Source organism: Streptomyces sp. STR69 (assembly GCF_024519455.1).
In the GTDB taxonomy this organism is placed as follows: Bacteria; Actinomycetota; Actinomycetes; order Streptomycetales; family Streptomycetaceae; genus Streptomyces.
Map to the genome: position 1 here is coordinate 1 of NZ_JALJRY010000008.1, position 19,536 is coordinate 19,536.

21 protein-coding genes, 1 pseudogene and 1 riboswitch are annotated in these 19,536 nt (G+C 70.1%); of the genes and pseudogenes, 10 read left to right on the forward strand and 12 right to left on the reverse strand.

The annotated features are described in order from the left end of the window. Positions 1 to 193 (reverse strand): annotated as a pseudogene (locus OC490_RS16255) (cytochrome ubiquinol oxidase subunit I); the annotation flags it as partial. 9 nt (positions 194 to 202) lie between these two features. Between OC490_RS16255 and OC490_RS16260 the strand changes: the two are divergent. Both OC490_RS16260 and OC490_RS16265 read left to right on the forward strand, forming a co-directional pair. Then, complete coding sequence (locus OC490_RS16260; RefSeq protein ID WP_262058649.1) at positions 203 to 724, forward strand: RNA polymerase sigma factor; 522 nt, start codon at positions 203 to 205, stop codon at positions 722 to 724. Between the two features lie 114 nt (positions 725 to 838). Next, positions 839 to 1,738, forward strand: coding sequence for a CU044_5270 family protein (locus OC490_RS16265; protein WP_262058650.1), 900 nt, complete (start codon positions 839 to 841; stop codon positions 1,736 to 1,738). On the opposite strand, the gene OC490_RS16270 is transcribed toward OC490_RS16265, so the two are convergent. Both OC490_RS16270 and OC490_RS16275 read right to left on the reverse strand, forming a co-directional pair. Further along, positions 1,739 to 2,587, reverse strand: coding sequence for a bifunctional 5,10-methylenetetrahydrofolate dehydrogenase/5,10-methenyltetrahydrofolate cyclohydrolase (locus OC490_RS16270; protein ID WP_262058651.1), 849 nt, complete (start codon positions 2,585 to 2,587; stop codon positions 1,739 to 1,741). 21 nt (positions 2,588 to 2,608) lie between these two features. Further along, positions 2,609 to 2,693, reverse strand: a riboswitch (ZMP/ZTP riboswitch). A 26-nt stretch (positions 2,694 to 2,719) separates the two neighbouring features. Beyond that, positions 2,720 to 3,559, reverse strand: coding sequence for a hypothetical protein (locus tag OC490_RS16275; RefSeq protein WP_262058652.1), 840 nt, complete (start codon positions 3,557 to 3,559; stop codon positions 2,720 to 2,722). A gap of 59 nt (positions 3,560 to 3,618) precedes the next feature. On the opposite strand from OC490_RS16275, the gene OC490_RS16280 reads away from it, so the two are divergent. Further along, positions 3,619 to 4,107: a MarR family winged helix-turn-helix transcriptional regulator gene (locus OC490_RS16280; protein ID WP_262058653.1), complete on the forward strand. Its 489-nt coding sequence runs from the start codon at positions 3,619 to 3,621 to the stop codon at positions 4,105 to 4,107. Between the two features lie 78 nt (positions 4,108 to 4,185). Here the strand turns inward: OC490_RS16280 and OC490_RS16285 are convergent, their stop codons facing one another. Further along, complete coding sequence (locus OC490_RS16285) at positions 4,186 to 4,551, reverse strand: nuclear transport factor 2 family protein (protein ID WP_262058654.1); 366 nt, start codon at positions 4,549 to 4,551, stop codon at positions 4,186 to 4,188. A 170-nt stretch (positions 4,552 to 4,721) separates the two neighbouring features. On the opposite strand from OC490_RS16285, the gene OC490_RS16290 reads away from it, so the two are divergent. After that, positions 4,722 to 5,015, forward strand: a complete 294-nt coding sequence (locus OC490_RS16290; protein WP_262058655.1) for a hypothetical protein — start codon at positions 4,722 to 4,724, stop codon at positions 5,013 to 5,015. A 67-nt stretch (positions 5,016 to 5,082) separates the two neighbouring features. On the opposite strand, the gene OC490_RS16295 is transcribed toward OC490_RS16290, so the two are convergent. Continuing rightward, the gene (locus OC490_RS16295) at positions 5,083 to 6,837 is read right to left on the reverse strand and encodes an ABC transporter ATP-binding protein (RefSeq protein ID WP_262058656.1); all 1,755 of its coding nucleotides are present in this window, start codon (positions 6,835 to 6,837) and stop codon (positions 5,083 to 5,085) included. Positions 6,838 to 6,976: 139 nt separating this feature from the next. Between OC490_RS16295 and OC490_RS16300 the strand changes: the two genes are divergently transcribed. From OC490_RS16300 to OC490_RS16310, 3 genes are all read left to right on the forward strand, one after another. Continuing rightward, a complete protein-coding gene (locus tag OC490_RS16300) occupies positions 6,977 to 8,065 on the forward strand; it encodes an S-(hydroxymethyl)mycothiol dehydrogenase (RefSeq protein ID WP_262058657.1) in 1,089 nt (362 codons plus the stop codon). Continuing rightward, entirely contained in the window at positions 8,065 to 8,694 is a 630-nt protein-coding gene (locus OC490_RS16305; RefSeq protein ID WP_262058658.1) for an MBL fold metallo-hydrolase, read from the forward strand. The genes OC490_RS16300 and OC490_RS16305 overlap by 1 nt, the downstream gene beginning before the upstream one ends. An 87-nt stretch (positions 8,695 to 8,781) precedes the next feature. Continuing rightward, complete coding sequence (locus tag OC490_RS16310; RefSeq protein WP_262058659.1) at positions 8,782 to 9,696, forward strand: SDR family oxidoreductase; 915 nt, start codon at positions 8,782 to 8,784, stop codon at positions 9,694 to 9,696. 2 nt (positions 9,697 to 9,698) lie between these two features. Here the strand turns inward: OC490_RS16310 and OC490_RS16315 are convergent, their stop codons facing one another. Next, complete coding sequence (locus OC490_RS16315) at positions 9,699 to 10,235, reverse strand: SurA N-terminal domain-containing protein (protein ID WP_262058660.1); 537 nt, start codon at positions 10,233 to 10,235, stop codon at positions 9,699 to 9,701. Positions 10,236 to 10,285: 50 nt separating this feature from the next. Here OC490_RS16315 and OC490_RS16320 point away from each other — a divergent pair, with 50 nt between their 5' ends. Continuing rightward, entirely contained in the window at positions 10,286 to 11,077 is a 792-nt protein-coding gene (locus tag OC490_RS16320) for an SDR family NAD(P)-dependent oxidoreductase (RefSeq protein ID WP_262058661.1), read from the forward strand. Here OC490_RS16320 and OC490_RS16325 read toward each other — a convergent pair. After that, positions 11,063 to 12,451 (reverse strand): pyridoxal phosphate-dependent decarboxylase family protein, encoded by a 1,389-nt coding sequence (locus OC490_RS16325; RefSeq protein WP_262058662.1) that lies wholly within the window; start codon positions 12,449 to 12,451, stop codon positions 11,063 to 11,065. The genes OC490_RS16320 and OC490_RS16325 overlap by 15 nt on opposite strands. A gap of 72 nt (positions 12,452 to 12,523) precedes the next feature. Further along, positions 12,524 to 13,456: a LysR family transcriptional regulator gene (locus tag OC490_RS16330; protein WP_262058663.1), complete on the reverse strand. Its 933-nt coding sequence runs from the start codon at positions 13,454 to 13,456 to the stop codon at positions 12,524 to 12,526. Between the two features lie 70 nt (positions 13,457 to 13,526). On the opposite strand from OC490_RS16330, the gene OC490_RS16335 reads away from it, so the two are divergent. Together OC490_RS16335 and OC490_RS16340 are read left to right on the forward strand one after the other, a co-directional pair. Further along, on the forward strand, positions 13,527 to 14,159 hold the full coding sequence (locus OC490_RS16335; RefSeq protein ID WP_262058664.1) for a maleylpyruvate isomerase family mycothiol-dependent enzyme: 633 nt from the start codon (positions 13,527 to 13,529) through the stop codon (positions 14,157 to 14,159). A 79-nt stretch (positions 14,160 to 14,238) separates the two neighbouring features. Beyond that, positions 14,239 to 14,937 (forward strand): L,D-transpeptidase, encoded by a 699-nt coding sequence (locus OC490_RS16340; protein ID WP_262058665.1) that lies wholly within the window; start codon positions 14,239 to 14,241, stop codon positions 14,935 to 14,937. Positions 14,938 to 14,969: 32 nt separating this feature from the next. Here the strand turns inward: OC490_RS16340 and OC490_RS16345 are convergent, their stop codons facing one another. Genes OC490_RS16345 through OC490_RS16360 form a run of 4 tightly spaced genes read right to left on the reverse strand, consistent with a single transcriptional unit; the run spans position 14,970 to position 19,471 of the window. Continuing rightward, entirely contained in the window at positions 14,970 to 16,169 is a 1,200-nt protein-coding gene (locus OC490_RS16345; protein WP_262058666.1) for a Gfo/Idh/MocA family protein, read from the reverse strand. A 58-nt stretch (positions 16,170 to 16,227) separates the two neighbouring features. Then, on the reverse strand, positions 16,228 to 17,571 hold the full coding sequence (locus OC490_RS16350) for an ABC transporter substrate-binding protein (RefSeq protein ID WP_262058667.1): 1,344 nt from the start codon (positions 17,569 to 17,571) through the stop codon (positions 16,228 to 16,230). Between the two features lie 10 nt (positions 17,572 to 17,581). Beyond that, complete coding sequence (locus tag OC490_RS16355; protein WP_262058668.1) at positions 17,582 to 18,538, reverse strand: carbohydrate ABC transporter permease; 957 nt, start codon at positions 18,536 to 18,538, stop codon at positions 17,582 to 17,584. Between the two features lie 15 nt (positions 18,539 to 18,553). Next, on the reverse strand, positions 18,554 to 19,471 hold the full coding sequence (locus tag OC490_RS16360; RefSeq protein ID WP_262058669.1) for a carbohydrate ABC transporter permease: 918 nt from the start codon (positions 19,469 to 19,471) through the stop codon (positions 18,554 to 18,556). Between the last annotated feature and the right edge of the window lie 65 nt (positions 19,472 to 19,536).

A 19,536-nucleotide genomic window follows, 5' to 3' on the forward strand; every position in this document is an offset into this window, starting at 1 on the left:
CGATCAGGAAGAACGCGAACGACGTGACCAGATACAGCGTGCCGATCGTCTTGTGATCCGTGGTCGTCAGCCACTTGATGCTCTTGAGGTCTCTCACGCCCCGCCTGTGTCCGCGCCCCGCCCGCACGTCACACTCGACGGGCGCGACGAGAATCACGAAAACGGGTGTGACGATCGCCCGGGTGCCGGACACGATCGGAACATGAGCAACGACGAGATCTTCGCCGCTGCCTATCGCGAGCACTACTGGGCGGTCAGCCGCTACGTTGCCCGGCGACTGGACGGGCGGAGCGGTGAGGTGGAGGAAGTGGTGGCGGAGGTCTTCACCGTCGCCTGGCGCCGCCGTGCGGATCTGCCGCCGGTCCCGCTGCCCTGGCTGTACGGCGTTGCCCGCAACTGTCTGGCCAACGCGGTGCGCGGATATGGGCGCCGGCGCCGCCTTGTCGACCGGTTGGGCAATGACGAGAACGCGCACGGGCGGCAGGTCGCGGCGGGGCCCGGTGCCGAGGCGCCCGGTGGCTGGGTGCACGAGGCGCTCGCGCGGCTGTCCCCGGCCGATCAGGAGGTGCTGCGGCTGACGGCGTGGGAGGAGCTGGGTGTGGAGGAGGTCGCCGTTGTCCTTGGGTGCGGTGTGCGGGCTGCGGCCATGCGGTTGCATCGGGCGCGGCGTCGATTGAGAGCGGAGATCGATCGACTGAGTGCGGTGGCTGGAGGGATGCCGTGATGCGTTGCCGATTGGCTGCGGCGCCGTTGTGGCTGGTCGCGCAGTTCCCCGCGCCCCTTTGGGACGCTGCCGCTGAAGCGCTTTTCACGCACCGCCCCTCTAAGGACCGTCGCCATGGCTGATGAACTCGAACTCCTCGGCAGCGCCAACCCGTTCACGGCCGACGGGCCTGTGTACGGCGACGGACCGCTCGACCACCACGCCGAGCGTCGGCTCAACCAGCTGCTGCACGAACGGCGGACCGGGCGTCGCCGGCTGCTCTGGAGTCTCGTGGCCGGAGTCGCCGTAGTGGCGACCGTGTTCACGCTGCTGTTGAGTGGGCCGAGCAGTACTCCCGCCGTGGCGGCGCCCCGCCCCCTGGTCGTGCAGGCGCACTCCACGCCCGTGTCCCTGAAACAGCTCGCCGCCCTCGCCGCGGCGGTCGCGGTCGACGGAACTCCCGTTCTGCGCAAGGGGACTCACGTGCAGTCGTGGAGCCTCGGCATGTCCGACGACAAACCGCCGGTCACCATCCCCGAGGAACGCATCGTTCGATGGAACGCGGACGACAGTCACACGGAACGTGTCGTCGAGGACGGGCATGTCCTCAAGGAGACGACGTATCCGCCGAGTTGGAGCGATGTCCCGCCCGATGCCCGGCCCCCACACGATGTCGCGGGACTGCGGGCGTACCTCCAGGAGACGGCGTACAGCAAGACTCCGTTGACCACCCCCGAACTCCTTTCCGTCGTGGGGGAGTTGCTGGACCACTGGACGCTCGGGGCGCGGGAGTCGGCCGCGTTGGCGCGGTTGCTCGCGGGGGCGGACGGGCTGCGGCCGGTGGGGGAGGTGATCGATCGCCTCGGACGGCGCGGGGAGGCGTATGTGTATCGCCAGCCGGGCAGCCGTCTGATGCTGATCATGGATCCGGCCACCGGCGCCGTTCTCGGGATGGAGAGCACCTTCACGAAGGACCAGCCCGAGTACGGCGTCAAGGCCGGGGACGTCATGGACTACAGCGCGTGGACGCGCTGATCACGCCCCGAGCTGCCGGGCCGCGGCCGTCACGGTCTGTTCGAGGAGCGTGGCGATCGTCATCGGGCCGACGCCGCCCGGCACCGGTGTGATCAGCGAGGCGCGCTCGGCGGCGGAGTCGAAGTCGACGTCGCCGACGTTGCCCGCGTTGTAGCCGGCGTCGAGCACGACAGCGCCCGGCTTGATGTCCTCGCCGCGGATCAGCCGGGGGCGGCCCACCGCCGCGACCACGATGTCCGCCTCGCGGACCGCCGCCGACAGGTCGCGGGTGCGGGAGTGGCAGTAGGTGACCGTCGCGTCGCGGGCCAGGAGCAGCATGCCGGCCGGCTTGCCGAGGATCGCGCTGCGGCCCACGACGACGGCCCGCTTGCCGGACGGGTCGACGTCGTACTCGTCGAGCAGTCGCATGATGCCGCCGGGCGTGCAGGACACGAAGCCCGGCAGGCCGAAGCTCATCGCCGCGAAGGACGCGAAGGTGACGCCGTCGACGTCCTTCTCCGGCGCGATCGCCTCGAATGCGGCCCGCTCGTCGATGTGTTCGCCCATCGGGTGCTGGAGCAGGATGCCGTGCACGGTCGGGTCGGCGGAGAGCGCGGTGAGGGTGGCGACCAGTTCGGCGGTGGTCGTGGTGGCGGGGAGTTCGACGTGCCGGGACTCGATGCCGGCCTTGCGGCTGCGGTTCTGCTTCATCCGGACGTAGGTGACGGAGGCCGGGTCCGCGCCGACCAGGACCGTCGCCAGACAGGGCGCCGTACCGGTGCGTTCCGTGAGGTCGGCGGCCTGCTTCGCGGTGTCCTCGACGATGCGCCGGGCGAGCGCCGTACCGTCGATGAGCCGTGCCTGAGACATGATCCACTCCTGAGCTGGTTGACCAATCGCCCAGGCGCACGGCATCGACTCCGCGTGGGCCGCTCCACGGTGGTGCTCCACCTCAGCGCCAGTCACGACCCACGAACAGCCTAACCGAGAGGTCCACGGCCGTCAGGACCCGCTCTCTGCGGGCGGTGCCGTCGGGTCGACACCGGTCAGGAAGTTGCGGGCCTGTGCCGCCAGGCGTGGCGCCCCGATGGCCTGCGCCCAGCGGGCGATCTCCGTCGCGAGTGCCCTGGCCCCGGCCTCGTCGCCGGAGTCCCGGGCCAGCACGGCGAGCAGCAGCTGCTGGGAGAGCGTGCCGGGGACCGTGCCCGCGCCGGCGCCCAGCGTGGTCGCCCGGCGCCAGCGCTCCAGGGCCAGGCCGTGGTCACCGGCGTCGTGGTCGTGGTCGCCGAGGTGGCGCAGGGCCTCGCGGGCCAGCAACGGGTCGTCGCCCGACTCGGCGGCGCGCAGTGCGGACGCGTAGTGCGGGGGTGCTCCCGCCAGGTCGGCGAAGTGGTTGTCCGTGATCAGGCCGAGGTACATCTCCGCCCAGCCCCGGCGGCCCTCGTCCGGGGCGTCGTCCCGCAGCGCCTCCGCCTCGCGGAGCAGGGAGGCGAGGGCTTCCGGGTCCTTCCCGTCCGGTCCCAGCCGGAGTCGGCCGTCCACGACGAGCAGCCGTCGGTAGGTGTTCCGCAGCCGCGCGAAGTCCATGTCCCAGTCGCCGCCTGGGAACTCTTTCTCGGCCGCTTCGATACGTGCCGTCGCGGTGTCCGTACCCGCGAACCAGTCCTGTTCCAGGGCCACTTGGGCAGCGGCGCGGGCGATCCGCGCCCGCGCGTCCGGTTCGTCGGCGGCGCATGCGTCCAGCAGGCGCGAGGCGCGCTCCCATCGTCCCGTGACGCTCAACTCGTGGGCCGCTGCGATGAGTTCCTCGACGGGGATGACCGCGTTCGCTGTGGATGTCATGACGGGGAAGGTAGTTATGCGAAAAACTATCCACAAGAAAACCACTGCGGGAGGCAGACGTGGAGGACTCGGTCGACCGGCACGTGGCGCTCTGGGTGAAGGAACTCGCCTGGATGGACCCGGTGAAGGAGGAGATCTTCTTCCGGCTGGCGATCCTGGCCCGCCATGCCGGTCAGACGCGGCGGGAGGTGCTCGACGCCGACGGGCTCAAGCAGTGGCAGTTCAAGGTGCTGCTCATGCTGCGCAGGCTCGGGCCGCCGTACGAGACGAGCCCGTCACGGCTGGCGGAGCTGCTGGGGCTGACCCGTGGGGCGCTCTCCGCGAGGCTGGCGGCCGTCGAGGAGGCGGGGCTCATCGTTCGTACCCATGAGACGGGGGACCGGCGGCGGGTGCGGGTGCGGCTCACCGACGCCGGATACGCAGTCCTAGAGGAGCATGTGGCGGCGGAGGAAGCGGGCGAGCTCGCGCTGCTCGCAGCACTGAACCCAGCAGAGCGGCGGACGCTCGCAGACCTGCTGCGGAAACTGGTGCTCGCCGTCGAGTCCTAGCGGGTCCTGCGGGTACCGTCCTCGCCGAGAAGGTCCAGGTCAGCCGGGTGGTGACCCGGACCCTCGGCACCCATCCAGCTATCCGTCCCATGCCTGGATCATCGTCTGCCGGGTGATCTTGCCGCCGTCCAGTACGAGCATCGACTCGGCCAGGACCCGGGTCCCGTCGGCGTACTGACAGGACTCGCTGTAGGCGACTCGGTCTCCCTGTACGACGCACTCCTCCAGTTTGTGCGTCATGTCGCGGCTGTAGACGTCGGCGAGCATGGCGCCGATCTCGTCCCGGCCGTGCAGGACCTTGGGGTTGCTGGGCTGGGTCTGGTGGTCGACGACGTGGATCTCCGCGTCGTCGGCGTAGAGCGACAGAAGTGTCGCCGCTGTGTGATCTTCGATGCCCCGGCGCAGGGCTTCGGTGTCGAAGCCGGGGCGTGCCGCGGTGCCCATGGTGACCTCCTCGGAGGGCCGCGGCCCGAACAGGAGCGAGCCGCGCGGGCCTCTCCTACGAGACTCCTCCGTCGCGCCCGGGTCGGCAAACGCAGGGGCGCACTCCTCCTGACGGGTGAGCGGCGCCCGGCGCCCGTGACCGTGCGGCTGCCGTCCGCGTTGCTGGAAGCATGATCTCAACACGACGTATTGCCGCCGCCGTTGGTCTCGCCGTCGGGGTCACCGGCCTCGTCGCGCCGATGGCGAACGCCGCCGAAGCGCCCGCCTTCAAGGACGGCAAGGTCAGCCCGGTCGCCCTGCTGGACTCGCTCGCGGTGAGCGAGATCCCCGCCGAGCACCAGGCACAGATCCCGAAGGTCGCCGACCAGATGAAGGCGCTGAACCACCTCAACGACCTCCAGCAGCTGCACCAGGTCACCGACATGGCCGCGCCGGTCACGGGACTCCTCCCCGCCGTCGAGTAGCGGGACCGCGCAGCACACAGACCCTGAGGGCCGTCCGGACACGGGCGGCCCTCAGCCGTGCCACGGGTCAGCCCGTCGTGGCCAGGAACTGGGTCGCCGCCAGCTCCGCATACAGCGGGTCGGCGCTCACCAGTTCCCGGTGCGTACCCACCGCGCGGACCCGGCCCGCGTCCATGACGACGATCCGGTCCGCCATCGTCACCGTGGACAGCCGGTGCGCGACGACCAGGACCGTCGTCGTACGGGCCACATCGGCGACGGTGTCGCGCAGGGCCGCCTCGTTGACCGCGTCCAGCTGCGAGGTCGCCTCGTCCAGGAGCAGCAGGCGCGGGTGGCGCAGCAGGGCGCGGGCGATGGCGACGCGCTGGCGTTCGCCGCCCGAGAGGCGGGTGCCGCGGTGGCCGACCAGGGTGTCGAGGCCCTTCGGCAGCCGGGCGACCAGGCCGTCGAGGCGGGTCGTCTTCAGCACGCGGGTGACGTCGTCCGCGCTCGCGTCCGGGTTGCCGAGGAGGAGGTTGTCGCGCAGGGAGCCCGACAGGACCGGCGCGTCCTGCTCCACGTAGCCGATGGCGGACCGGAGTCCGGACAGCTCCCAGTCCGCGAGGTCCCGGCCGTCGAGGGTGATGGCGCCGGACTCGGGGTCGTAGAAGCGCTCGATGAGGGAGAACACGGTGGTCTTGCCCGCGCCGGACGGGCCGACGAACGCCGTCATGCCCTGGGCCGGCACCTCGAAGGTCACGCCGTGGTGGACGTAGGGCAGGTCGTCGGCGTAGCGGAAGCGGACGTCGTCGAAGGCGAGTGCCGCGGGTTCGGCGCCGGGTGAGGGCAACTGGGCGGGCAGGGACGGCGGTTCGGCCGGGAGCTGCAGTGCTTCCTGGATGCGGGAGAGGGCCGCGGCGCCCGTCTGGTACTGCGTGATCGCGCCGACGACCTGCTGGATGGGCATCATCAGGTAGAAGACGTAGAGGAGGAACGCGACCAGCGTGCCGACGTCGATCGCACCCGTCGCCACCCGTGCCCCGCCCACCGCGAGGACGGTGATGAACGCGATCTGCATCGACAGACCGGCCGTATTGCCCGCCGCCGCCGTCCACTTGGCGGCGCGGATGCTCTGCCGCCACGACTCCTCCGCCGCCGCGTGCAGGGTGCGTTCCTCGCGGTCCTCGGCGCCGGACGCCTTCACCGTGCGCAGCGCGCCGAGGATCCGCTCCAGCGAGGCGCCCATCACGCCGATCGCGTCCTGCGCCTGCCTGCTGGCCCGGTTGATGCGCGGCACGATCACGCTGAGCACGGTGCCCGCGCCCACGATCACGCCGAGGGTGACGGCCAGCAGCACGGGGTCGACCAGACCCATCATCACCACGGTCGCGACGAGGATGAGCCCTTCGGTGCCGAGGCCGACCAGCGAATCGGTGGTGACCTCGCGCAGCAGTGTGGTGTCGGAGGTGATGCGGGCCATCAGGTCGCCGGGCTCGCTGCGGTCCACCGCGCTGATCCGCAGCCGCAGCAGATACGACGACAGGGCGCGCCGCGCGCCGAGCACCACCGACTCGGCGGTGCGCCGCAGAACATACGAACCCAGCGCGCCCAGCGCCGCGTTGGCGACCACCAGCGCCGACATCGCGAGCAACGCCCCGGTGATCGTCCGGTCGTGCGACAGATCGCCGATGAGTCCCCGCGCCACGAGCGGCAGCAGCAGCCCCGTACCGCCGGTGACCAGCGAGAGCAGCGCGCCCGCCAACAGGGCCCAGCGGTGCGGCCGTACGTAGTCGAGGAGCAGCCGCCAGGCCGGCGGTCCGCTCCGAGTCCCTGCGATGGCCACGGCGCTCCTCGGGATGCGGTCGGAGCATTCAGGCTACGTCGGCCGCCGCCGACGGTGTCGAGCCGCCGTCGTGCCCTTACCGATCAGTCACGCGTAGGGTCTCAGGCAGGGACAACGATCGACGAAAGGGTTCAGGACCATGGCGCAGGAAGTGCGCGGCGTGATCGCGCCGGGAAAGAACGAACCGGTCCGGGTCGAGACGATCGTCGTACCCGACCCCGGCCCCGGTGAGGCCGTGGTGAAGGTACAGGCCTGCGGGGTCTGTCACACCGACCTGCACTACAAGCAGGGCGGCATCAGCGACGACTTCCCCTTCCTGCTCGGCCATGAGGCGGCGGGAATCGTGGAGTCGGTCGGCGAGGGTGTCACCGACGTCGCCCCGGGTGACTTCGTGATCCTCAACTGGCGAGCGGTGTGCGGCAATTGCCGGGCCTGTCTGCGCGGCCGGCCGCAGTACTGCTTCAACACCCACAACGCCGAGCAGAAGATGACCCTCGCCTCGACCGGCCAGGAGCTCTCCCCGGCCCTCGGCATCGGCGCCTTCGCCGACAAGACGCTGGTCGCGGCGGGCCAGTGCACCAAGGTCGACCCGACCGTCTCCCCGGCAGTCGCCGGGCTGCTCGGCTGCGGGGTGATGGCCGGTATCGGCGCGGCGATCAACACCGGGAACGTCGGGCGCGGTGACACCGTCGCCGTCATCGGCTGCGGCGGGGTCGGCGACGCGGCGATCGCCGGGGCCCGGCTCGCGGGCGCGGCACGGATCATCGCCGTCGACATCGACGACCGCAAGCTGGAGAAGGCCCGCTCGATGGGCGCCACGCACACCGTGAACTCCAAGACGTCCGACGCCGTCGAGGCGATCCGCGAACTGACCGGCGGCTTCGGCGCCGACGTCGTCATCGAGGCGGTCGGCCGCCCCGAGACGTACAAGCAGGCCTTCTACGGCCGTGATCTCGCCGGCACGGTCGTCCTCGTCGGCGTTCCGACGCCCGAGATGAAGCTCGAACTCCCGCTCCTGGACGTCTTCGGGCGCGGCGGTTCCCTCAAGTCGTCCTGGTACGGCGACTGTCTGCCCTCCCGCGACTTCCCGATGCTGATCGACCTGCACCAGCAAGGCCGCCTGGACCTGGGCGCGTTCGTCACCGAGACGGTCCAACTCGACGAGGTGGAGAAGGCGTTCGAGCGGATGCACGGCGGGGATGTGCTGCGTTCGGTGGTGGTGCTCTGATGGCCGCGCGCATCGAACACCTCGTCACCTCCGGGCAGTTCACGCTCGACGGCGGCACCTGGGACGTCGACAACAACGTGTGGATCGTCGGCGACGACCACGAGGTCGTCGTGATCGACGCCGCCCATGACGCCGACGCCATCCTCGCGGCGATCGGCGAGCGCAGACTGACCGCCATCATCTGCACCCACGCCCACAACGACCACATCGACGCCGCCCCCGCCCTCGCGGACCGCACCGGCGCCACGATCTGGCTGCACCCCGACGACCTGCCCCTCTGGAAGCAGACCCACCCCGACCGGGACCCCGACGCCCATCTCGCCGACGGCCAGGTGATCGAGGCCGCGGGCGCCGACCTGAAGGTCCTGCACACACCGGGGCATGCGCCCGGCGCCGTCTGCCTCTACGACCCCGGGCTCGGCACGGTCTTCACCGGCGACACCCTCTTCCACGGCGGCCCGGGCGCCACGGGACGGTCGTACTCCCACTTCCCGACCATCATCGACTCCATCCGCGACCGCCTCCTGACCCTCCCGCCGGAGACGAAGGTGCTCACGGGACACGGCGACTCGACGACGATCGGCGCGGAGTCCGCGCACCTGGAGGAGTGGATCGCGCGGGGGCACTGAGGTCCCGGACGCAATCCCGACAGAAGATGTCCGGCTTCGCGTGCACGATCGACATGACACACGTCGAACGAACACGGGAGGTCGGACATGCCGGGCCCACTGGAAGGCAAGGTCGCGCTGGTCGCCGGGGCGACGCGCGGAGCGGGACGCGGGATCGCCGTGGAGCTGGGCGCGGCCGGCGCCACCGTCTATGTGACCGGCCGTTCCACCCGCGCCCGGCGCTCCGAGTACGAACGGCCCGAGACGATCGAGGACACCGCCGACCTCGTCACCGCGGCCGGCGGCCGGGGCGTCGCCGTACCCACCGACCACCTGGACCCCTCGGCCGTACGGGCCCTCGTCGACCGCATCGACGACGAACAGGGCCGCCTCGACATCCTCGTCAACGACATCTGGGGCGGCGAGCACCTCTTCGCCTGGGACACCCCGGTCTGGGAACACGACCTCGACAAGGGGCTCCGCCTCCTCAGGCTCGCGGTCGAGACCCACGCGATCACCAGCCACCACGCCCTGCCTCTGCTGCTGCGCGGGCCCGGCGGCCTGGTCGTCGAGATGACCGACGGGACCGCCGAGTACAACCGCGACACCTACCGCGTCTCCTTCTTCTACGACCTCGCCAAGTCGTCCGTCCTGCGCATGGCCTTCGCCCTCGGCCACGAACTCGGCCCGCGCGGCGCCACCGCCGTGGCGCTCACCCCGGGCTGGCTGCGCTCGGAGATCATGCTCGACCAGTTCGGCGTACGCGAGGAGAACTGGCGCGACGCCCTCGACCGCGTCCCCCACTTCGCCATCTCGGAGACCCCGCGCTACGTGGGCCGCGCCGTCACCGCCCTCGCGACCGACCCCCAAGTGGCCCGCTGGAACGGGCAGTCGCTGTCCAGCGGCGGACTCGCCCCGGTCTACGGCTTCACGGATCTCGACGGGAGTCGGCCGGACGCGTGGCGGTATCTGGTGGAGGTGCAGGACGTGGGGAAACCGGCGGATGCGACCGGTTACCGGTGAGTTCAGACGGGGTGCACGGGTGGCAGCACCCACGCGGCCGAGTGACCTGGCGGCAGGGCCAGATCATCACGTACGGCCGCGTAGTAGCCCTGGCGCCCTTCCCGCTGCCGCTCCAGCAGATCCTGCCACGCCTCCGGATCGTGCGTGCCGTCGCGCAGGAACCGCTCCATCGCCAGCACCGAGGTGACCCAGACCCGGGCCTTCGCCACCACCTCCGGGCTGCCCAGCATGAGCAGTGTCTCTCCGGCCGGGTCGCGGGCCAGCGCGGCCTCGGCGATCAGCGGGGCCGCCTCGTCGGGCGACAGGGGATGTGGATGCGGGTCGTTGCGGAAGTGGGACGCCACTCGGTAGGTGAGGGTGACCGTCCTCTTCAGGACCCGTGCGTAATCGGTGTACACCGCGAGCCGCCGCTCCTCCCAACGGGCCTCCCGTTCGCGGTGGAACCTCACCCGCTCACCCCGCACGATCGCCACGTACGAACCGAGCGCACCGATCACCACACCGATCAGCGCGGGCAGTTGCTGTATGAACGCGTTCATGCCCGCACGGTATCTGCCGAGTTGATCGTTACGGCAGTACGTTCGGGACCATGACTGACTCAAGGCGCTTCGAGGGTTACGGAGTTCTCGTCACCGGTGCGGCCCGCGGCATCGGCGCGGCCGTCGCGCGGCGGCTCGCCGAGGAGGGCGCGCGGGTGCTGGTGACCGACGTCGATCCGGCCGAGGCGGAGAAGACGGCGGCGGCACTGCGTGAACTCGGGCTCGGGGCCGAGGCGTTCGGGTGCGACGTGGGGGACCGGGAGGCGGTGGAGCGGGCTGTCGCCCATGCCGTGGGGACGTTCGGGGCTCTCGACGTCATGGTCAACAGCGCGGCCCACTGCACCCCCGACCACCCGCTCTTCGAGGACGAGCCGGACGACGAGTGGGCCCGCGACATCGACATCACGCTCACCGGACCGTACCGCTGCTGCCGTGCGGCCCTGCCGCACCTGGCCGCCTCCGGACGCGGAGCCGTCGTCAACATCGGTTCCGTGAACGGGATTCAGGACTTCGGCAACCACGCCTACAGCGCCGCCAAGGCCGGACTCGCCTCCCTGACCCGCACCCTCGCCGGACACGCGGCCAAGCGGGGTGTGCGGGTCAACCTGGTGGTGCCGGGCACCGTCCGCACCTCCGCCTGGGAAGGGCGGGAGGACGACCTGGACGCCGTACGCGGGCTGTATCCGCTCGGCCGGGTCGGTGAGCCCGAGGACATCGCGGCGGCCGTCGCGTTCCTCGCCTCGCGCGACGCCTCCTGGATCACCGGCACGGCATTGAACGTCGACGGCGGCCTCACCGCGGTCAACACCGGCTTCCGGCGGGCCCTTTCAGAGGGGCAGTGAAGCCAGCATCGCCAGCACCCGGTCCGTATCGGCCCCGGACGTACGCCAGTTGCTGAACGCGGCGCGCAGCGCGGGCGTCCCGTCGTACACCGTCGGGGTCAGGAACGCCTCGCCGGAGGCGGCGACGGCCTCCGCCAGCGCGGCCACCCGTTCCTGCGTCGGGTTCTCGGAGAGGGTGAAGCAGACGACGTTCAGCCGGACCGGTGCCGACAGCCGCAGGGCCGGGAGCGCGGCGATGCCTTCGCCGAGGCGGTGGGCGAGGGCGACGTTGCGCTCGACGATCTCGCGGTGCCCGGCGCGGCCGTAGGCCAGGAGGGAGAACCAGGCCGGGAGGGCGCGCAGCCGACGGGAGTTCTCCGGGGTGAGATGGAGGAAGTCCGGGTCGCCGGTCGGCAGGCCGAGGTACGGCGAGGAGTTGTGGAACACGCGGGTCTGCAGGTCGCGGCGGCGGGTGAACTGGACGGCCGCGTCGTAGGGCACGTTGAGCCACTTGTGCAGGTCGACGCAGACGGAGTCCGCCGCGTCGAGTCCATCGACGAGGTGCGCGTAAGCGGGGGAGAGGGCGGCGAAACCGCCGAACGCGGCGTCCACGTGCAGCCAGAAGTCGTGCCGTTCCTTGAGGGCGGCGATGGCCCGCAGGTCGTCGAAGTCGACGGTGTTCACGGTGCCGGCGTTCGCCACGACGATCGCCGGACGGCCTCCCAACCCGGCCAGGGCGGCGTCGAGTCGGGCCACGTCGACGGCCTCGCGGTTGCCGGCGAGCACGGGCACCTGCCGCAGCCGGTCCCGGCCGATGCCCAGCACGGACAGCGCCTTGGTGATGCTGGAGTGCGGGCTCCCGGAGAGCACGTCCACCGGGCCGAGCGCGACGGCCCCGTCCCGGGACACGTCCACGCCCAGCCGCTCACCGAGCCACTCGCGGGCCACCGCGAGCCCCACCGTGTTGGACACGGTCGCACCGGTCACGAAGGCCCCGGAGTGCGCCTCGCCCAGTCCGAACAGCTCGCTCAGCCAGCCGACCGTCTCCCGCTCCAGGGCCGTCGCCCAGGAACCGGCCGCGCCGGACACGTTCTGGTCGTACGCACTGGTCAGCCAGTCCCCGGTGACCGACGCGGGCGTCGCACCGCCCGTCACGAACCCGAGGTAGCGCGGTCCCGCCGACCCCGAGAAACCGGGCGCCCAGCGCTCGGCGAACCGCGCGAGAGCACCCTCGGCACCGGTCCCGTCGGCAGGCAACGGGTCATGATCGGGTGCCTTCCCGGTGTGGACGACCGGCCGCTCGTCCACACCGGCCAGCTCACGGGCGGCGAAGTCACGGGCGGACTGGAGGAGTTCGGGGAGCCGGGCGAGATCGTCGGCGAGGGTGGGGTGCATGGGCGGCAGCGTAGGCGGAGGCGGCGGTCCGGGTATCGGTCCACTCCGAGGAAAGTGGACCGACAACCCGTACTACTCCCGTCCGGGCAACCTCTCCCGCAAGGCCTCCAGAAACGTCCGCGCCGCCGGTCCCGCAGGGCCGTCCGTGCGCCAGACCACCGCGACCCGCCCCCGCGCCCGGGCATCGTCGATACGGAGCATCCGCAGCGCCTGTGGCTCTGGCGGTGCCGTCGTGGTCTCGGAGGCGTCCTGCGGGCGTGGGACCACGGCCACCCCGAGCCCCCGTTCCGCGAGCCGCAGCAGCGCGTCCGGGGCCGCCGCCTCACAGGTGACGCTGGGCCGGAAGCCCGCCTCCGCGCACAACCGGTCCAGGACTCCGCGCACCCCCGTCCCCCTGGGCAGGCTGATCAACCGATGCCCGCGCAGCGCGGTCAGCGGGACGGACGTACGACCGCCGTGTTCGTCGAGCAGGGGATGGCCCGGCGCCACCGCAGCGACCAGGGGTTCGTCGATCACGATCCGGAGGGCGAGGCCGGGTGGCGGCTCGGGGTCCGGCAGGCCCGCCACGGCGATGTCGAGCTCCCCGTGGCGCAGCGCGGCGAGCATCCGGTCTGAGGTGTCCTCGGTGAGGGTGATCTCCACCTGCGGATGCGCGTCATGGAAGTCGGCGAGCAGCGCGGGCACGTCCATGTGATGGCCGAGGGCTCCGGGCACCAGGCCGATCGCCACCCGCCCGCGCAGCAGCCCGCCGAACTCCGCCGCCGTCTGCCGCACCCCCTCGACGGCCGCGAGAGCGGCACGCGCGTACGGGAGTACGGCCGCGCCGACCTCCGTCGGCCGAACCGTCCGCCCCGACCGGTCCAGCAGGGGTTGGCCCAACTCCCTTTCCAGCTGCCGGATCTGCGCGCTCACCCCGGGCTGCGCGAGATGCAACCGCTCGGCGGCCCGGGTGAAGCCGGCCTCCTCGACGACCGTCACGAAGTACCTCAGCTGCCTCAACTCCATAACCAGCAATGCTAGTTGTGAGACGGACTGACTCTTGGACTTATGGATCAGGCGCCGGGACCCTGGACACATGGGGACCACGACGAACGACATCACCACGGCCATCGCGGCCGAACGCCAGGAGCTGGCCGACCTGTTGGACACGTTGACGCCCGCGCAGTGGGAGGCGCCGAGTCTGTGCGCGGGGTGGCGGGTGCGTGAGGTCGTGGCACATCTGTCCATGGGTTTCCGGTACCCGACAGGCCGGGTGCTGTGGGAACTGGCAAAGTCGCGTGGCAGTCTGCACCGCACGACCGACCGGCTGGCCCGCCGGGACGCGGCCGATCACACCGACCGGGAACTGACCGGTTTCCTCCGCGAGCACGCCCACCACCCCTGGAAACCACCCGTCGGCGGCATCGCGGCGGCCCTCGGCCACGACGTCGTGCACGGCCTGGACAGCACGGTCGCGCTCGGCCTGGACCGCTGTGTTCCCGAGGACCGCCTGCGGATCGTCCTGAACGCCGTCGACCCCAGGGCGTTCCGCCTCTTCGGGACCGACCTCGACGGCGTACGGCTGTGCGCCGACGACCTCGACTGGTCCTTCGGCACCGGCACGCCCCTGCACGGCCGGGCCCAGGACCTGCTCCTGGTCGCGTACGGCCGGCGGCTGCCGGCGGGGCACCTGAGTGGCGAGGAATGTCACCGTTTCGTCGCAGCGTGACCCGCCCTACAACCCCTACCCTTGCGCACCTGTCTAGGTGGCAGAGATCGCAGTACCGGGGCAAGGGAAAGGGCAGGTCATGGGGGACATACGCAGACGGGGTGCCATAGCACTCGGTATCACCGGGCTGGTCGCACCGCTCACGCTCGCGCTGGGCAGCGTGCCGGCGCAGGCGGCGGCGAGTTGTACGACGCAGGCGGGGCCGTATCAGAAGCAGGTGGAGAAGTTCCTCGGCCGGCCCGTCGACGGCAAGCAGTCCGCCGCCGACTGCAAGGCCATCCGGGCCTTCCAGACCAAGCACGGCATCACGCCGAACATCGGCTACGCGGGCTCCGTCACCTGGGGTGTGATGGACCTGATGAACAAGCAGAAGGCCGTGGGCAACAAGCCCAACGCGGCCGGCAAGTGCCCGACCAACAAGGGCCGTATCGTCTGCGTCAACCTCACCCTTCAGATCAGCTGGATCCAGGACGGCAGCCGGCTCGTCTACGGCCCGGTCCCGGTGCGCACCGGCCGCAACGGCTACGAGACCCGCACCGGTCTGAAGAAGATCTACTGGCGGGACATCGACCACGTCTCGAACATCTACAACGTGCCCATGCCCTACAGCCAGTTCTTCGACGGCGGCCAGGCCTTCCACTCGGTCAACCTCAGCATGTGGAACCCGCCGGGCTCGCACGGCTGCGTCAACATGACCCCGACCACCGCGAAGAAGTACTGGTCGCTGCTGAAGAACGGCGACGACGTCTTCGTCTACGGCCGCAAGCCGGGCACCTGACAGTCAGTCACCCGGCCTGCGTACCAACGCCGTTACTCGGGCGCGTCCCCGAAGTCCGGGATCTCCAGCCTCGCCCCGCCCTGCCGTGCCGAGTCGTGCGCGACGATGCCCGGCAGGGTGTAGCGGGCCGCGACCCACGCGTTCACGGTAGGCAGGGTGCGGGAGTTGACCGCGGTCACGAAGTCGTCCGCCAGGAAGTGGTGGCTGCCCTCGTGGCCGTTGTGCAGGTTGTCGAACTCCCGCGGCAGCCGCGACCGGTCGTGCACGGGCGCCGATCCGGAGGTGAAGGCGGCCCGGAGGTCCGGCGCGATGTGCTGGAGTGACGGATCGTCAGGAGACATGGTGGGCTTGGGCTCCAGCAGCTCGCTGATGTCCTTCACCCCCTTCTTGTCCTGCCAGAAGGCCACCGTGGCGAGCTGCTCCATGCTCGCGTCCGTGCCGAAGAACCGGAAACGCGACTCCCGGATCTGCGAGGGATAGCCCACGCGCCGGAACTCGTTCGTACGGAACGAACCGCCGCCCGCCACCTCGAACAGCGCGGTCGCGTTGGAGAAGTCGTTGCCGAACTGGCTGACCTCGCGGTCGAAGACCCCGTCCCCGCGCTCGTCCACGACCCCGATCGCGGACACGCTCACGGCGTGTGTCTGCCAGGCGCCGAGCACCCCGCCCACCGAGTGCGTCGGGTACAGCAACGGCGGATAGCTGGCGGTGGCCTTCCAGCCCTCGCCGCCGCTGTACTGGTACGCTTCGTAGAACCCCAGATCCATGTCGTGGACGTAGTCGCCCTCGGCGTAGAAGATCCGCCCGAAGGCGCCCTCCGCGATCTGGTTGCGGGCGTGCACGGTCGCCGGGTTGTACTGGCTGGTCTCGCCCATCATGTACGTCAGTCCGGTCGCCTTGACCGCGTCGATGATCGCCGCGATCTCCTCGGTGCTGATCGCCATGGGGACCGCGGAGTACACGTGCTTGCCGGCGCCGAGCCCCTGGAGGACCAGGGGGCCGTGCGTCCAGCGCTGGGTGAAGATCGCGACGGCGTCGACGGCCTTCGAGTCCAGCATCGCTTCGTAGGAGGGGAAAGTGCCCGCCAGCCCTTGTTCGGCGGCCAGTTGCTCCGCCCGCTCCGGCAGGAGGTCGGTCACGTAGACCTCGCTCACGCCCGGGTGGGCCTGGAACAGTCTGGCGAACTGGCCCGAGAACTGGCCTGCTCCGACGATGCCGAGGGAGAACGTCATAGGTGCGTGTCCTTCTCTGACGAGGATTTCACTGACTCAAGAGTCGTCGACCGATGAGTCACTGACCGAGGATGAAGTTGATCTGCTTGTTGGTCTTGCCCAGGCCGCCGACCGGTGCGTCGTTGGCGTAGACGTCCTGCATGGCGGGGCGCATCAACGCGTACACGTCCGCCGAGTAGTTGGTGATCGGGAAGGAGAAGGTGGAGAAGTCCTTCTTGTCGGCGACCGGCCGGGTGAAGGCCGTGACGTCGATGCCCTTCTTCTTGTAGGCGGCGACGGCGGCCTTCGTGCCGTCCGGGGTCGCGGGGAAGACGATGCCGTAACTCCCCACCGTCTTCTGGCAGTTGTCCGATGACAGGTAGGTCACCCACTTTCGCGCGCCCGCCTTGTTGGGGGCGTTCTTGGTGATCGAGTCGGCCAGTCCGTTCATCATGGTCGCCCGTTTCCCGGTCGGACCGGTAGGGGTATATGCGGTGCCGATCTTGATGCCCTTGGCCGCGGCGTACGTGGAGATCATCCAGGCGCCGTCGAACGCGGTCGCCGCCTTTCCGGCCGCGATCTGCACGTTGGGCGGGTTGGCGCCGTCGCTGTAGTCCGTGAACGGCGCGAGGTAGCCCTTCTTCGCCAGGCCGAAGTACCACTTGACCGTCGACTGGAAGGTCTTGCTGTCGTACTGGTACTTCGTGCCCCAGCGGGTCTTGTCCGTGTAGTTCCAGCCGGCCGAGGCGGTGAAGGGACTCCACGTCGTCTGACCGTCGGAGTCACCGGCGCCCCCGGTGGCCATGCCGTACACCTTGACGTGGTGCTTGTCGAAGCCCGGTTCGTCGCCGCGCTTGCCGTTCTTGTCGATGGTGAGGTGGGCGATGGCCTTCTCGAAGGTGCCGCCGTCCGTCGGGTTCCAGGACAGGCTGCCCAGCTGATCGGCGCTCAGCCCCGCCGACCTGGCCATCTTCTGGTTGTAGAAGAGGGCGACCGTGTCCCAGTCCTTGGGCGTGCCGTACTGATGTCCGTCCTGGCCCTGCCAGTTGGCGGCGAGACCCGGCTGATAGGCGGACGCGTCGATGTCGAGGTCGTCCAGCGGCTGGAGCACCTTCAGGTCGGCGAACTGGCCGAACTTCTGGATGTGGTCGGTGAACACGTCCGGCTGGGTGCCCGCGATGAAGCTCGCGGTGAGCTTGGTCCAGTAGTCCGCCCAGCCCAACTGGGTGATTTTCACCTTGAGTCCGGGGTTCTGCTGCTCGAAGCCCTTCGCGCAGGCCTGGTAGGCGGGGAGTTGGTTGGAGTCCCACAGCCAGTACGTCACCGTGTTCGAGGCCGACCCCACGGAGTCGCCCTTCGCGCAGCCCGCCGTCAGGGACAGCGCGAGCGCCCCGGTCAATGCCATGACCGTACGAAATCGCATGCCCTGCCCCTTACTTGATTCCGGTGAAGCTGATGGAGCTGACGATGCGGCGCGCGAACACCCCGAAGAGGACGAGCATCGGGAGCGCGGCGATGAGGGTCGCCGCCATCAGGCCCGACCAGTCGTAGCCGGTCTGCGGGGTCTGTGAGCGGAAGATGGCCAGCGCCACCGACAGCACGCGGGAACTGTCGCTGTAGGACACCATCAGCGGCCAGAAGTAGTCGTTCCAGGACGTGATGTACGTCAGCACGCCCAGGGTGAGGACCGGTGTGGACGCCATCGGCAGCAGGACCCGGAAGAAGACGCGGACCTTGCCCGCACCGTCGAGCAGGGCGGCCTCCTCGACCTCGCGCGGGATGTTCATGAAGAACTGCCTGAGGAAGAACACCGCGAACGGCGTCATGAACATCGTCGGCAGCGCGATCCCCAACAGGGTGTCCACGAGCCCGAGTTGCTTGATGAGGACGAAGTTCGGCAGCAGGGTGAAGATCGCCGGCACCATCAGCCCGGCCAGGAACAGCCCGAACATCCGGTCCCGGCCGCGCCAGCGGAGCCGGGCGAAGGCATAGGCGGCCATCGCGGAGAAGAACACCTGGCAGACGGTGACCAGGGTCGAGACGACCACCGAATTGAGCAGATAGCGCCAGAACTTCAGCCCGCCGCCCGAACCGCCCTGCGCGATCGCCTCCTTGGTCGACTGGAGGCCGAGCGCCCGCTCGAAACCGCCGGTGGTGAAGTCGACCGGCAGCGGGTCCGAGGGGTGGGCGGCGAGCCCGGCGTTGGTGGAGAGCGCGGTGCGCAGGATCCAGTAGAAGGGCAGCAGGGTGATCAGCATGATCGCGGCCATCGCGACCCAGGCGGCGACCTTGCCGACGGAGGGCCGGGGCCGGGGCGGCCGTACGACCTCCTGCTTTGCCGTGGGCGTAGGGGCGTTGGGCACGTTGGGTGTGGTGGTCAGGGTGGCCATGTCGACTCCTTCCGGTCAGCCGAGGTCGGTCTGGCCGGCGCGGGTGAGCCGGTACTGGAGGAACGTGATGGCGCTCAGCACGATCAGCAGGGCCACGGACATCGCGGACGCGTAGCCGAACTGGAAGCGTCCGAAGGCGGAGCCGTAGATGTAGTACTGGAGCACGTTGGTCGCGTTCGCCGGGCCGCCCGCGGTGGTCACCGCGACCGTGTCGAACACCTGGAACGAACCGATCACCGTCATGATCAGCACGACCGCGAGGACCGGCCGCAGCAGCGGCATCGTGATCCGCCAGAACATGCGCCACTCGCTCGCGCCGTCCACCTTCGCCGCTTCGTACATGTCGCCCGGGATGGCCTGCAGCCCGGCGAACAGCAGCAGCGCGGTGTAGCCGACGTGCCGCCACACGTTGATCAGGGCGATCGTCGGGATCGCCCAGGTCTTGTCGGCGAGGAAGGGGATGTGGTCGAAGCCGAGCCCGCCGATGATCTCGTTGCCGATGCCGAGCTGGGTGTCGAGGATCCACAGCCAGACGATGCCGGCGACGACGTTCGACATCAGGTACGGCGTCAGCACGATCCCGCGCAACAGGGCGGACTGGGTGAGCCGTTGGAGCAGGACGGCGACGGCGAGGGCCGTGACCGTCTGGATGCCGATGTTGATGAGCACGTACTCGACGGTGACCTTCAACGAGGACCAGAAGATGGGGTCGTGGACCATTCGGTCGTAGTTGTCGAGGCCCACCCACTTCGCCGGCGTCAGCAGGTTGAAGCGGGTGAAGCTCAGGTAGATGCCCCGCAGGGTCGGCCAGAGCAGGAAGACCAGGAAGCCCAGCAGGGCCGGGGCGATGAAGACCGCCGCAAGCCGTCCGTCGCCCCCGCCTTCACGGGCCCGCGGTGGGCGCAATGGGGGGCTGTTTGAGGCGGTGGTCATCTGGAGACTCCTTCGTCTGCGACGGCTCGTCCTCGGGTGACTTACTTTCGACGCGAAAGAATCGT